The organism is Stagnimonas aquatica, from assembly GCF_003730135.1.
Classification (GTDB): Bacteria; Pseudomonadota; Gammaproteobacteria; order Nevskiales; family Nevskiaceae; genus Stagnimonas; species Stagnimonas aquatica.
In genome coordinates this window covers 848,483-861,820 of record NZ_RJVO01000001.1, presented here as the reverse complement: position 1 = coordinate 861,820, position 13,338 = coordinate 848,483, and the positions used below count along the sequence as shown (strand labels likewise).

10 protein-coding genes are annotated in these 13,338 nt (G+C 70.2%); 6 read left to right on the top strand and 4 right to left on the bottom strand.

The features are described 5' to 3' along the window. Genes ED208_RS03730 through ED208_RS03720 form a run of 3 tightly spaced genes read right to left on the bottom strand, consistent with a single transcriptional unit; the run spans window position 1 to window position 2,636 of the window. A complete protein-coding gene (locus ED208_RS03730) occupies window positions 1-1,356 on the bottom strand; it encodes a sensor histidine kinase (RefSeq protein WP_123210497.1) in 1,356 nt (451 codons plus the stop codon). A gap of 13 nt (window positions 1,357-1,369) precedes the next feature. Then, window positions 1,370-2,047, bottom strand: coding sequence for a response regulator transcription factor (locus tag ED208_RS03725; RefSeq protein ID WP_123210496.1), 678 nt, complete (start codon window positions 2,045-2,047; stop codon window positions 1,370-1,372). A 4-nt stretch (window positions 2,048-2,051) separates the two neighbouring features. Further along, on the bottom strand, window positions 2,052-2,636 hold the full coding sequence (locus ED208_RS03720; RefSeq protein ID WP_158608415.1) for a cytochrome b/b6 domain-containing protein: 585 nt from the start codon (window positions 2,634-2,636) through the stop codon (window positions 2,052-2,054). A gap of 163 nt (window positions 2,637-2,799) precedes the next feature. Here ED208_RS03720 and ED208_RS03715 point away from each other — a divergent pair, with 163 nt between their 5' ends. The 4 genes from ED208_RS03715 (at window position 2,800) to ED208_RS03700 (ending at window position 9,802) form a co-directional block, all read left to right on the top strand. After that, on the top strand, window positions 2,800-4,050 hold the full coding sequence (locus tag ED208_RS03715; RefSeq protein ID WP_123210494.1) for a TolC family protein: 1,251 nt from the start codon (window positions 2,800-2,802) through the stop codon (window positions 4,048-4,050). Then, the gene (locus ED208_RS03710) at window positions 4,047-5,144 is read left to right on the top strand and encodes an efflux RND transporter periplasmic adaptor subunit (protein ID WP_199720494.1); all 1,098 of its coding nucleotides are present in this window, start codon (window positions 4,047-4,049) and stop codon (window positions 5,142-5,144) included. Before ED208_RS03715 ends, ED208_RS03710 begins: the two co-directional genes overlap by 4 nt. 2 nt (window positions 5,145-5,146) lie before the next feature. Continuing rightward, entirely contained in the window at window positions 5,147-8,230 is a 3,084-nt protein-coding gene (locus tag ED208_RS03705; protein ID WP_123210493.1) for an efflux RND transporter permease subunit, read from the top strand. Window positions 8,231-8,329: 99 nt separating this feature from the next. Then, window positions 8,330-9,802, top strand: a complete 1,473-nt coding sequence (locus ED208_RS03700; RefSeq protein ID WP_123210492.1) for a DUF5666 domain-containing protein — start codon at window positions 8,330-8,332, stop codon at window positions 9,800-9,802. Between the two features lie 428 nt (window positions 9,803-10,230). On the opposite strand, the gene ED208_RS03695 is transcribed toward ED208_RS03700, so the two are convergent. After that, window positions 10,231-11,433, bottom strand: coding sequence for an alpha/beta hydrolase family protein (locus ED208_RS03695; RefSeq protein ID WP_199720493.1), 1,203 nt, complete (start codon window positions 11,431-11,433; stop codon window positions 10,231-10,233). A gap of 210 nt (window positions 11,434-11,643) precedes the next feature. Between ED208_RS03695 and ED208_RS03690 the strand changes: the two genes are divergently transcribed. Further along, window positions 11,644-12,138: a substrate-binding domain-containing protein gene (locus ED208_RS03690; RefSeq protein WP_199720492.1), complete on the top strand. Its 495-nt coding sequence runs from the start codon at window positions 11,644-11,646 to the stop codon at window positions 12,136-12,138. Next, the gene (locus ED208_RS03685) at window positions 12,125-13,336 is read left to right on the top strand and encodes a porin family protein (RefSeq protein WP_123210489.1); all 1,212 of its coding nucleotides are present in this window, start codon (window positions 12,125-12,127) and stop codon (window positions 13,334-13,336) included. The genes ED208_RS03690 and ED208_RS03685 overlap by 14 nt, the downstream gene beginning before the upstream one ends. The last annotated feature ends 2 nt before the right edge of the window (window positions 13,337-13,338 follow it).

Here is a 13,338-nt window from a genome sequence, read left to right as displayed (position 1 = left end):
TCAGCCGCCCGGCAGCCAGACCCGCATCGTCGTGCCGGGCCGGCGGCCCCGCACTTCGATGCGGCCCTGGTGCAGGACCACCACCGCCCGTACCAGCGACAGACCGAGTCCCAGGCCGGGTTCGTGCCGGGAAGCGTCCAGCCGCACCAGACGCTCGAACACCCGCTCGCGCTCGCTGGCCGGAATGCCCGGACCGGCGTCGCTGACCTCCAGCACCCAGGCACCGCCTACGGCGCGCGCGGAGATCTCGATCAGGCTGCTGTCCGGGCTGTATTTGACGGCGTTGTCGAGCAGGTTGACCAGCAGCTGGAACAGCAGGTGCCGGTGGCCCTGCAGCGGTGCGCCGGGGTGCAGGTCCAGGTGCAGGCGCTGGTGCTTTTCCTCCGCCAGCGGTTCGATGAAATCGGCGGCATCCTGCGCCAGGCGCACCAGGTCGCAGGCCTCGAACTCCTGGCGCAGCAGACCAGACTCGACGGTGGCGATGCGCAGCAGCGACTGGAAGGTGGCCAGCACCTGGTCGAGGTCGGCGAGGTTGTGTTCGATCCAGGCCGGTAGCTCGCCGGCCGGCGGCGGATTGGCCAGCGCCGCCTCCAGCCGCGCGCGGTGGCGGGTGAGCGGCGAGCGCAGGTCGTGGGCGATGTTGTCGGTGGCGCCGCGCACCGAGGCGATCAGGGCGTTGATGCGGTCGAGCATGGCGTTGAGCGTCTCGCCCAGGCGGTCGAACTCGTCGCCCCCGGGGCGTGCCGGCACCCGGTGGCGCAGGTCGCCGTCGATGATCTTCTGCGCCGCCGCGCGAATTGCTTCCACCGGGCGCAGCGCGGCACGGGTCAGCAGCAGGCCGGCGCTGAGCGAGACCAGCAACATCGCGCCCAACCCCCAGAGCGCGGCGCGGCGGATGTCGGCGCGCACCTGCGCGATCTCGATCTCGTCGAAGCCGACCAGCAGGCGGCTGCCGTCGCTCAGGCGGCTCCACTTGGCGGTGACCTGGGTGCGCCCCGGGTACTTGCGGCTGGGCAGGTGAAAAATCCGCTCGGCGACGCGGGCGTTGGCGGGCCAGGTTTCGACGTTGCCGGCCAGCTTCAGGCCCTGCGGACTCTCCAGCCGGTACAGGCGGTCGTGATTGAGCGAGGCGTTCTGCAGCCGCCGTTCGATCAATGCCTCGACGCCGCGCCGGCCGTCGACGTACTCCTCGGCCTGGAGGATGCGCAGCTCGGCGTTCACGCTCTCTTCCACGTGGCTGACCATGAACCGGTCGGCCAGCCAGATGATGAGCAGCAGCAGCAGGCCGAAGCCGAGCGCCAGCAGGGCGCTGTTGGCGAGGCTGAGACGGGCGGAGGTCGACAGCCGGGACTTCATCCGAAGCGGAGTCTCACTGGGGTTCGCGCAGGCAGTAGCCGGCACCGCGCAGGGTATGGATCAGCGCCGGGCGCGGCTCGCGGTCGATCTTGGCGCGCAGGCGGGAGACGTGCACGTCGATGACGTTGGTCTGCGGGTCGAAGTGATAGTCCCAGACCCCCTCCAGCAGCATGGTGCGGGTGACCACCTGGCCGGCGTGGCGCATCAGGAATTCCAGCACCCGGTACTCCTGCGGCTTGAGGCCGATCACCTCGCCGCCGCGCTTGACCACATGCGCGAGGCGGTCGAGTTCGAGGTCGGCCACCCGCAGGCGGCTCTCGGCTGCGGGCAGCAGGCCGCGCCGGGTGATCGCCTCCAGCCGCGCCAGCAGCTCGGCGATGGCGAAGGGCTTGACCAGGTAGTCGTCGCCGCCGGCGCGCAGGCCCTTGATGCGCTCGTCGACCTGGCCGAGCGCGGAGAGGATCAGCACCGGCACCCGCGAGCCGGTGGCACGCAGCGCGGCGAGCATCGCCAGGCCGTCCATCTTCGGCAGCAGGCGGTCGAGCACGATGGCGTCGTAGGCCTCGCCGGTGGCCAGGAACAGGCCCTGGCGTCCGTCGGGCGCGTGCTCGGCGACGTGGCCGGCCTCGCGCAGCGCCTTGAGCAGAAAGCCGGCGATCTCGGCGTCGTCCTCGACGACCAGGATGCGCATGGCCTCAGGCGCCGCGGAACATGCGCCGCAGCAGACCCTCGCCGCGCCACTCGTGGACCAGCGCCATGCCGGCATGGCCGGCGAGGTAGAGCTTCAGCGGCAGCGCGCCCCACTCGTGAACCTCGCCGATCTCGTGCATCAGCTCCAGATCGTCTTCCAGCAGCCACATGGCGGTGCCGGTGGCGGCGAAGAACAGCAGGGTCAGCAGGCCCAGGCCTTCGACGGCGGCGGCCAGCACGCGAGTCTGGCTGGCGTCCGGCGCCTGCAGACGCGGCAGGCCGCCGAGCAGGCCGCGCAGCTCGCCGCCCAGGGCACCACGGCCGGCGCCGCCCAGCCAGGGCAGGAAGCGGCCGAGGCTGTCGGCGCCGTAGCGGCGCCACAGGCTCCAGAGCAGCACCAGCAGCAGGAGACTGGCGGCCAGCCCGGTCCATTCGTGCAGCTCGAACAGCTGGATCTGCCAGGCGCTGGCGTCCTTGAAGCGCCAGGGCTTGGCCATCCACTCCGAGCCGACCAGCTGGTGCAGCACCGCGAGCCCCAGCACCGCGTGGCTGTAGCGCAGGGCGGCACCGCGCGGCTTGAGGTCGATCATGACGGTCTCCTTGGGACTGGACTCTGGATCATGGCGGTGCAGCCTAGGCGCCTGCGCCTGACCGGATGATGGCCGCCACATTAACGTCTGTTCATCTCCCGGACACGCTCCGGCAAGGCGCGATTGTCCAGGGTAGCCGCCGTACTTTGGCCGAGCGGCAGACATGTTTTCCAGGCGACTCCCCAGCACGCTACTGATCCTGCTGATGGCCCTCGCTGGGCCGACGACGGCGCAGAGCCCCGACGAGCACCAGGCCGAGGAGCGCCTGGCGATCGAGACCGATGCAGACCTGAGCCTGGCCGCTGCGCTGGAGGCAGCGATGGTGCGCGCGCCAGGCGCCGCCCAGATCGCCGCGCAGGCCGGGCTGGCCGACACTTACCGACAGCGCGCCGGCAGCTGGCTGGCCGGCGCCCCTAGCGCCCAGTTGCGCTACCTCAGTGATCGCTGGCAGAGCCGCCAGGGGGGCAGCGAGGCTGAGGCCGGCTTTGAGTTGCCGCTGTGGCGACCGGGTCAGCGCCGGGCGCTGGCCGGCGAGGCCAGTGCCAGTCGTGTTCTTGCTGGCGAGGCAACACGCCTTCATCGCTGGCAGGTCGCAGGGCTGGTGCGCGAGTGCTACTGGGAGCTGCGCGAGGCGCAGACGCGACTGGGCCTCGCGCAGACGGAGCTGGATTCGTTTCGGCAACTGGAAGCCGAGGTGCGAGCCCGGATCGCCGCCGGCGACGCCGCGCCGGCCGAGGTTCTCGGCGCCGAGGGCCTGCGTCGCGAACGCGAGGCGGCGGTGCACGAGGCCGAGGTGGTGCTGGCCGACCGTCACTACGCCTGGCGAGTGCTGACCGGGCTGTCGGCCTTGCCCGTCGAACGGGTTGAGCCGGTCACCCCGGTGCCCGGCGACTATCTGCCCTTGCTAGCGGCGCGAGCTGCCGAGACGCAGGCCGAAGCGGCGCTCGCCGCCGGCCGCCGCGAGGGCGCCGGCGCGCCGCGCCTGCTGCTGGGCCTGCGCCAGGACCAGCAGGACGGCGCCGCCACCACCGACAGTCTTTCCGCCCAGCTCAGCCTGCCTTTTGGTGGCAGCAGTCACCGTCAGGCGCGGCTGGCGCCTCTGGAACTGGAGGTGGCACGCGCCGCCGACGAGCGCCGCCGTCAGCAGCAAGAGGCGGAACTGGCGCAGCACGAGGCCGAGCACGAGTTGCATGCGCGCGAGGTGGCGCTCGCCGACAGCGAGAGCCGCTACGCGCTCGCCAGCCAGGAGCTGGCGCTGGCGCGCCGCGCCTACGGCCTGGGCGAGAGCGGGCTGGTCGAGCGCCTGTTAATCGAAGTCCGCGCCGCCGAGGCTGGGCGTGTCCAGCAACTGTCGCGACTGGCGCGGGCCCGCGCCATCGCCCGCTACAACCAGGTTCATGGAGTGCTGCCGTGAGAGTTCCCGTTCCCTTCCTGATCTCCTGCTACGCCGGCGGCCTGCTGCTGGGCTTCTGCCTCGCTCTGCCGGCTCCTGCGCGGGCGGCGCCCGAGACGCTGGCGATCAGCGCCGCGCAGGTCCAGAGCCTGGGCATCCGCGTGGAGCGCCCGCAGCGGCTCGACCAAGCTGCTGGCGCGCAGCTGCCGGCGCAGGTGGTGCCGGCACCCGAGGCCGAGTGGGTGGTGACCGCGCCCGCCGCCGGCGTGCTGGTGCGTCTGCCGGTGGCCGAGGGCGAGGCGGTCGCCGCCGGGGCGGTGCTCGCCGAGTTGCGCAGCCCCGAGGCCCCGCAACTCGCCGCCGAGTTGGTGCAGGCGGAGTCGGCGGCGCGGCTGGCGGGTGCCGACCGCGACCGCGACCAGCAACTGCATCGCGAGGGCATCATCGCCGCCCGTCGCGCCCAGGCCAGCGAGCAGGCCGCCGTACAGGCCGAGAGCCAGTTGGCAGCCGTCCGCATGCGCCTGCGTCTGCAGGGCCTGAGCGTCGCCGAGGCCAGCCAGGGCCGGGTCCTGGCGCGCGCGCCGGGCGCGGCCACGGTGGTCGAGCGTCTGGCCCGGCCCGGGCAGCGCCTGGCCGAGGCCGATCCGCTGCTGCGGTTGATCGACCCGCGCCGGCTGATGCTGGAGCTGCAATGGCCGGTCGCCGAGCCGGCACCGGTGCCGGGTGAACGCCTGCGCCTGCCCGATGGCCGCGAGGCCAGGGTGCTGCAGGTTGGCTGGGCGGCGAGCAGCCGCACCCAGACGCTGCCGGTGCGCGCGACGCTGCCAGCGGCGGCCGGGGACCTGCGGCCTGGGCAGTGGCTGAAGGTGCAGCGTCTGCTTGACGCGGAGGGCCTGGTCTGGAGCCTGCCGGCCAGCGCGGTCAGCCGCCATGCCGGTGGCGCGGTGGTGTTCCTGCGCGAGGCGCAGGGCTTTAGGGTGCTGCCGGTGACGGTGCTCGCGCAGGACGGTGAGCGACTGAGCCTGCGTGCTGCGCTGCGCGCCGACAGTCAGGTGGCGGTCAGCGGTACGGTGGCGCTCAAGGGCGCCTGGCAGGGCCACGGCGGAGGCGAATAGCCATGCTGCTCGCCCTCCCCCGTGCGGCGCTCACACGCCCGCTGCTGGCGCTGCTCACGGCCCTGGCTCTGGTCGTCGCCGGTGGCTACAGCTTTCATCGCCTGCCGATCGACGCCTTCCCCGATGTCTCGGCGCCGCAGGTGAAGATTATCGTCAAGGTCGCCGGCATGACTCCGGAGGAGATGGAGACCCGGGTCACCGCGCCCATCGAGCTGGAGCTGCTGGGCCTGCCCAGCCAGACCATGCTGCGTTCCACCACCAAGTACGGCCTCGCCGACATCACCCTCGACTTCGCCGACGGCACCGACATCTATTGGGCGCGCAGCCAGGTCGCCGAGCGGCTCAACGCGGTCTGGAGCGCGCTCCCGGAGAACGCCAGCGGCGGTCTGGCGCCGATCACCACGCCGCTGGGCGAGATGCTGATGTTCACGGTGGAAGGCCCGCAGTCGCTGGCCGAGCGCCGGCAGGTTTTGGATTGGCTGATCCGCCCGGCACTGCGCACCGTCGCCGGTGTCGCCGACGTCAACGTGCTGGGCGGGCGCGCCACCGCCTACGAGGTGGTGCCCGACCCGGCGCGCCTGGCCGCTGCCGGAATCAGCCTCGACGAGCTGCGCACCACGCTGGAGCGCTTCAACCGTAACGACGGCGCCGGCCGCGTCAACGAGGGCGAGGAGGCGCTGCTGGTGCGGGTGCAGGGCCGGCTGGAGTCGCTGGACGACATCGGCAATCTGGTGCTGCGCGCCGATGGCAGCGCCCTGGTGCGTGTGCGCGATGTCGCCGAGCTGCGCCTGGGCGCGCTCACCCGCCTGGGCGGCGTCACCCGCAACGGCGAGGGCGAAACCGTGCAGGGTCTGGTGCTGGGTCTGCGTGGCGCCAATGCCGGCGAGCTGGTGGCCGGCGTCCAGACGCGTCTGGACGAGCTGCGGCCGCGGCTGCCGGAGGGTATGCGTATCGTCACTTTCTACAACCGCGGTGAGCTGGTCGGCAAAGCGGTGAACACCGTCGCCAAGGCGCTGGGCGAAGCGGTGGTGCTGGTGCTGATCCTGCTGGTGTTGTTCCTGGGCAACCTACGCGCGGCCTTGGTGGTGGCGCTGGTGCTGCCACTGTCGGCGCTATGGACCTTCGTGCTGATGCGCGCCAGCGGACTCACCGCCAACCTGATGAGCCTGGGCGGTCTGGCCATCGCCATCGGCATGCTGGTGGATGCGGCGGTGGTGGTGGTGGAGAACATCGTCGCCCATCTGCACGAGGGCGATCACGGCGGCACCGTGCAGGACCACAACAAGACCCGGCTGGTGCTGGAGGCGGTACGCGAGGTGGCGGTACCGGTGGTGGCCGGCATGGCGATCATCGCCCTGGTGTTCCTGCCGCTGCTGAGCCTGCAAGGCCTCGAGGGCAAGCTGTTTTCGCCGGTGGCGCTGACCATCGTGTACGCGCTGGCGGGATCCTTGCTGCTGTCGCTGACTGTGATTCCGCTGGCGGCGCGCTGGCTGCTCAGCGAACACGGTCACGATGATCCTTGGCTGCCGCGCACCCTGGCGCGGCTCTATCGGCCGCTACTGGTCGCGGCCCTGGCGCGACCGCGCACGGTGGTGACGGCGGCACTGGCGCTACTGCTGGCCACGGGTGTGATCTATGGCCGCATCGGCAAGACCTTCATGCCGACCATGGACGAAGGCAGTCTGATCGTGCAGTTGGAGAAGCTGCCCTCGATCAACCTCGACGCCTCGCTGGCGATCGACACCGCCTTTCAGAAGGCAGCGCTGGCGCGGGTGCCGGAGCTGGAGCTGGTGGTGGCGCGCGCCGGTAGCGATGAGATCGGCCTTGATCCCATGGGCCTCAACCAGACCGATTCCTTCTTCGCGCTCAAGCCCCGCAGTGAATGGCGTTTCCAGACCAAGCAGGAAATCCTCGACGCCCTGCGTGAGGTGCTGAAGGATTTCCCCGGCGTCGCCTATGCCTTCAATCAGCCTATCGAGATGCGCGTCTCCGAGCTGATCCTCGGGGTGCGCGGCGATCTGGCCGTGCGGCTCTACGGTCCCGACCTGGCGGTGCTCAACGCCAAGGCGGCGGAGATCGCCGACAGCCTTAGGACCGTCGCCGGCGCTGAGGATGTCTACTACCTCGCCAACGAAGGTGTGCAGTACCTGCGCGCTCTGCCCGACGGCGAGGCGCTGGCGCGCCACGGCCTGAGCGTCGATGCGCTGTCGGAACTGCTGCGCCTGCAGATCGAGGGCGAGCCGGTGGGACTGATCCAGAAGGACGGCCGCCGCTATCCGCTGTTGCTGCGCGCCTCTGGCGCCGCGCAGTCCCCCGAGCAACTGGCGGTGCTGCCGCTGCAACTGCCGGATGGCGAGCGGCTCAGCCTTGGCCAGTTGGTGCGTATCGAGCGGGTCAGTGGGCCGGTGCAGATCGGCCGCGAGCTGGGCGAGCGCAACACCGTGGTGATCGCCAATGTCCGCGACCGCGACCTGGTCAGCTTCGTCGAGGAAGCACGCGCCCGCGTGCAGCAGGCAGTGCCACTGCCGGCTGGTTACCGACTGAGTTGGGGTGGGCAGTTCGAGAATCAGCAGCGCGCTGCCCAGCGTCTGGCGCTGGTGGTGCCGGTGGCGCTGGCGCTGATCTTCCTGATCCTGTTCGGGGTGTTCGGCTCGTTGCGGCAGGCGGTGCTGGTGCTCAGCAACATCCCCTTCGCGCTGATCGGCGGCGTGCTGGCGCTGGCGGTATCCGGCGAGTACCTGTCGGTGCCGGCCTCGGTGGGTTTCATCGCCCTCCTCGGCATCGCCGTGCTCAACGCCGTGGTGCTGGTCAGTTACTTCAACCAGTTACGGGCGGAAGGCCTGCCGCTGACGGAAGTGGTGGTGCAGGGCGCGCTGCGCCGGCTGCGACCGGTGCTGCTCACCGCCAGCATGACCGCCATCGGCCTGGTGCCGATGCTGTTTGCCAGCGGGCCGGGCTCGGAGATCCAGCGGCCGCTGGCCGTAGTGGTGATCGGCGGCCTGGTCAGCAGCACCCTGCTGACCCTGGTGCTGCTGCCCATCCTCTATCGGCGCTTCGCCGAGCCGAGGCCTTCGGTCGGCGGCTGAGGGCCGATGAACAAGTGTTCATGCTCCGGCAATGAATCGGACAGTCGGGGCCGCGCAGTATCAACCTGCCGCTGGTACGCGGTTATCACTGGAGCAGACATGAAAAAACTATCTCTCGTCGCGATCGCGGCCCTTGGGCTTGGCGCTTGCGGCGGCGGCAACGACCCCATCGGAGCCAGCCTGGTGACGCCGTCGGCGAAGACCGCAGCCGGTGTGGTTGGCGGTACGCCCACGGCGCTGACTTTTGGCGGCCTGCCGGCCAGCATCAGCGGCAGCGTCACCCAGAACGGCAAGCCGGCCAGCGCCAACGACGTGCAGCCGGGCGATGTTATCCAGGCCCGTGTCGTCGCCAGCAGCGCCAAGGCCGACGGTGCCGTGCAGTTGTCGGAGGTCGCGGTGCGCTTCGAGGTGAAAGGCGTGCTGTCGCGGGTCGATGTCGCCGCCGGCCGGCTGGAGCTGTACTCGCAGACCGTGCTGGTCGACGCCCTGACCCGCCTCTACGAAGACAACCCCGACGACAGCTACACCTCGCTGACGCTCGCCGATCTGAGCGTGGGGGACTATGTCGAGGTCTCCGGCCAGCGCCAGGCTGACGGCCAGGTGGTCGCCACCCGCGTCGAGCGCAAGTTGTTGCAGGCCGGCGATGCCGGTTACTCCGAGGTGGAGCTGCGCGGCCCGGTGAGCGGCCTGGATACGGTGGCCAAGAGCTTTGTGATCGACGGCCAGGGCGTCGACTACGGTAGCGCGACGTCGAGCGGCAGCCTGGCCAACGGCGTCCGGGCGGAGGTCGAAGGCAGCCTCAGCGGCAGCCGCCTGATCGCCCGCAAGGTCGAGGTGGAATCCCGCGCGAGCGGCGAGCGCAGTGGTGAAGGCGAACTGGAAGCACAGCTCAGTGGCCTGGATGCAACCGCGCGGCGCTTCAACCTCCTTGGCTATGTGGTCGACTACAGCCAGGCCAGCCTCAGCGGCACGCTGGCGGAAGGCGCGCGGGTAGAGGTCGAGGGCCGTTTTGACGCCAGCGACGCCAACCTGCTGCGCGCCAGCAAGGTCGAGGTCAAGCACCGCAATGCCGGCTCCGGAACAGCCGACGGCGAGGTCAAGGGCGCGCTCGCGGCGGTCGATGCGGTGGCGCGGACCTTCGAGGTCGGCGGTGCCGGCTACTACGCTGATGATTCCACGGTGATCGAGCGCGATGATCACGCCGTGGGCTTCGACCAACTGCAAAACGGAGGCTTCGTGGAGGTGAAGTCCGACAGCACGCGCCAGGTCTCCGGTCGCAGCTATGCGGTGAAGGTCGGGCTCAAGTCCGGCAGCGCCGGGGGCGGCTCGGGCGGCAGTGGCGGGCAGGAGCTCAAGGGCGAGATCAGCGGCTTCGACACCGGTGCCAAGAGCTTCGTAATTAATGGCACTACGGTGCAGGTAAACGCCAGCACCCGTTACGAGGATGGCGACCAGGCCAGTAGCGAGGCGGCGTTCTTTGGTGCCGATCGCAACGGACAACGCTGCGAGGTGAAGGGCAGCTTGAACGGCGCGGTGCTGCTCGCCAGCAAGATCGAGCTGGAGCGCGAGTAAGAGTCCTTGTGACGACGGCGGCCCGGTCGCCATCGGGCCGCTTCCTCGGCGGTGCGGGTACTGTCTGCGGCGACGTGCATGCGAGTCCAGGCGAGTACGCCCGGGGTGTTTTCAAGCCAGCGCCGCCCCTCTGAATTTGGCGGGGATTGAGCCTGCCGTCGCTCAACGGGAAAGGGCGCATGGACGAGACTCACCTGCCGTAACAGAACCATTAGTTCAGCGCGCTTCCGGTGGAAGCCAGACAGCGGGTGTTCCCCAGCCTGGAGCTGGGGTTGATGCTCTGAATCGCGATCGGCGCGCTGGTGGCCATGCAGGAAGCGGAGCAGGCGATGCAGTTCGCCGTGCAGCCCGCCGATGAACTTGCCTTATCTGACCAGCGCCGAGCTCGGCGAGGTCAGCCTGGTCGCCGCCTTTTGTTAGGGCCGGGCTTATTGCGGCAGCGGGCCAGCACCTCGGTAGCTGCTGGTCTCGCCAGCGATGCGCAACTCGCTGTCCCAGAGATAGGACAGGTGCGGATGGCCGCCGCGCAGCACCTCCAGCGCCGCGCGGTCGCCGCGCAGCTGGTAGTCCATCCAGGCCAGCGAGTAGCGGCCGGCGATCTCCAGGCCCCATTGCGCCGAGGGCAATACCGGATAGCTGGTGTGCTGCGCGTGGGTGGACGCCTCGGCGACGATCAGCGCGCGGTCGCCGGCGAGCTTCTCGTAGATCGGCCGCACCACCGCCGGGTTGAGGAAGGGGATCGGCGCCACCGGGCCGTCGTGATCGCCGGTCTGAATCATCACCGGGATGGGATTGGCCGCGAACGGCGCCGAGCGCTCGCTGATCGGTGCTGCCGCCACCGCCGCCTTCAGGCGCGGCTCCACCGCCTGCAAGCCGAGCGTGGTGATCGCGCCCTGGCTGTGGCCGATCACGCCGATGCGGCTGGCGTCGAGCGCCGCGCGCACCGGGGATTGCTCCAGTAGATAGCTGAGCGCGTCCTGGGCGTCCTCGATGGTGTTGCCGGGGTCGCCGGTGACCGCGTCCTGCGACTTGCCCTGGCCGACGAAGTCGAAGGCGAAAACCAGGTAGCCGGCATCGGCGAACAGCTGATGCCACCAGCGGTAGACGGCGGTGTTGGTGGCCAGGCCTTCCAGCGCCAGGATCACCGGATAGGCGCCGGCGCGCGGCGGCAGCGCGCCACGGCCGGGCAGCACGATCTCGCCGTACAGCTCGGTGCCGTAGCGGTTCTTGAAGCGCACCGGCACCAGCGCCACACCGGCGTTGTAGCCGGGATAGCCATAGCAGTGGTAGGGGCTGGCGAGCTGGCATTGCCCCGACAGCTGCGCCAGCGTCGCGCGCACGTGGAAGGCCAGCACCGCCGGGTCGCTGAGGTCGCGCACCGTGGTGCCGAAGGCGACGGGGTCGAACAGCGCCGCCAGCGTCGCCGTGGGCAGCAGTGCGGCGAGGGCGTCGAGGTTGCCGATCACCGCCTCCACCGGCGCCGGTGCGGGCGGTGGATCTTCGCCGGGCTGGGATGCCGGCCAGGCTTTGAGTGATTCCTGGCCGGATGCGGTGTCGGAAGCGGCCTGGTCGCAGGCCGCGAGAGACAGGGACAGAAGGAGGGCGGCGGTGGCCGCCAGCAGGCGATTCAAAGAGGGTCTCCGGCGGGAATCTCGGCGGTTCTTTGCCGCCTGGAGGGCCATGCTATCGCCGTCGGGCGACGAGAGGTTCTTGGCCGCGCTGGGAATGCGCCTATAGTCAGTCCAACCAGGGAAAGTTGATCCCAGTCAGCGACGGCGCCGCCGCCCCGCAGCGGAGGCGGCGGTGCCACGACGCGACGGGTTTTCAGGAGGAGGAATCTGGTGCCGAGTCGCCTCGCCATGTCCTGGTTACCCTGCGCTCCTGGCCTGCTACTGTCCTGGCTATTGCTGGCCGCGCCGGTCCAGGCCCAGGAGGCGGCCAGCAGCTCGGTCACCGTCATCACCAGCCCCGGGCTCCCCGCGCAGGATCTCAGCCGCGCCACCCTGCAGGCGATCTACCTGATGCGCCTGCGCCAGTGGCCTGACGGCACGCCGATCCGGGTGTTCGTGCTGCCCGAGGGCAGCCAGGTGCACGATCACTTCGCCCGTGAGAAGCTCGGCACCTACCCCTACATCCTGCAGCGCACCTGGGACCGCCTGGTGTTCACCGGCACCGGGCTGGCGCCGGAACAGGTGCACAGCGAGGACGAGATGCGCCAGAAAGTGATGAGCACCAAGGGCGCGATCGGCTATCTGTCGGCGGGGCCGCAGTCCTGGCTCGGAGTGCTGGCGGTGGCCCGCATTGATCACGAGGAGCGCACGCATGTCGGCCCCTGAACCGCGACTTGGCCGGCGCCTGGCCGGACTGCTCTGGCCATGCCTGGCCGGTCTGCTGTCGTCGGCCCCGGCGCAGGCCGTGGACTACCAGGTGCATGGCTTCCTGTCGCAGGGCTACATCCTCAGCGAGGGCAATGACTTCTACGGCGACAGCACGCGCGGCAGCTGGGAGTTCTACGAAGCCGGGCTCAACGGCACGCTCAAGCCGCTGCCGGAGCTGCTGGTCTCGGCGCAGCTGTTGCTGCGTGACGCCGGCGCCACCGACGACGGCGGCCCCCGGCTCGACTACGCCTTTGCCGACTACCGCCTGCTGTCGCGCGGCGCCAGCAATCTCGGCCTGCGTGCCGGCCGGGTGAAGAATGCCTACGGGCTGTTCAACGATACCCGCGACGTGCTGTTCGCCCGCCCCGGCATCCTGCTGCCACTGTCGGTGTACTTCGAGAGCCAGGGCGCGCGCACCCTGCTGTTCGCCTCCGACGGCGCGCAGGCCTACGGTGGTCTCAACCTGGGCGATCACTATCTCTCGCTGGTGGCCACCTACGCGCCCGACCATCGTCTCGGCCAGTCCGAGGAGGCACGCCTGGCCGGACCGCTGGCCGACCTCGGCGATGTCCAGTTGCGCGACTTCCGGCTGGCGCGGGTGCAGGACGACTGGGGCGATGGCCGCTGGACGGCGGCGCTGTCCTACATCCACGGCCACATGGTCTTCGACGCCCATCCTGGCGTGCCCACCGACTTCGATTTCCGCTTCAACCTCTACCTGCTGTCGGCGCGCTACAACGCCGAGCGCTACAGCCTCACCGCCGAGTACGGCATCACCGATTTCGACGGAACGCTACAGACCTTCGGACCGCCGTCCCAGGTCGACTTTCTCAGCGAGGGCTACTACCTGCAGGCGGACTACTTCCTCGAGCCGCGCTGGACCCTGAGTGGCCGCTACGACGTCGGCACGCTTGATCGCAGTGATCGCGACGGCAGCCGCTGCGCCACGTCCACCGGTCAGCCGCAGGACCGCCACGCCTGCTTCTCGCGCGACCTCAGCGCCGGCCTGCACTGGCGACCGGACCCGCACTGGGGCTTCTGGGCGGAGTACCACTGGATCGACGGCACCTACAGCGTCTCCCAGCAGGACAACGCCAACCGCGCCCTCGACCCGCACTGGTCGATGCTGCTGCTGATGGCCTCGTACCGCTTCTAGCC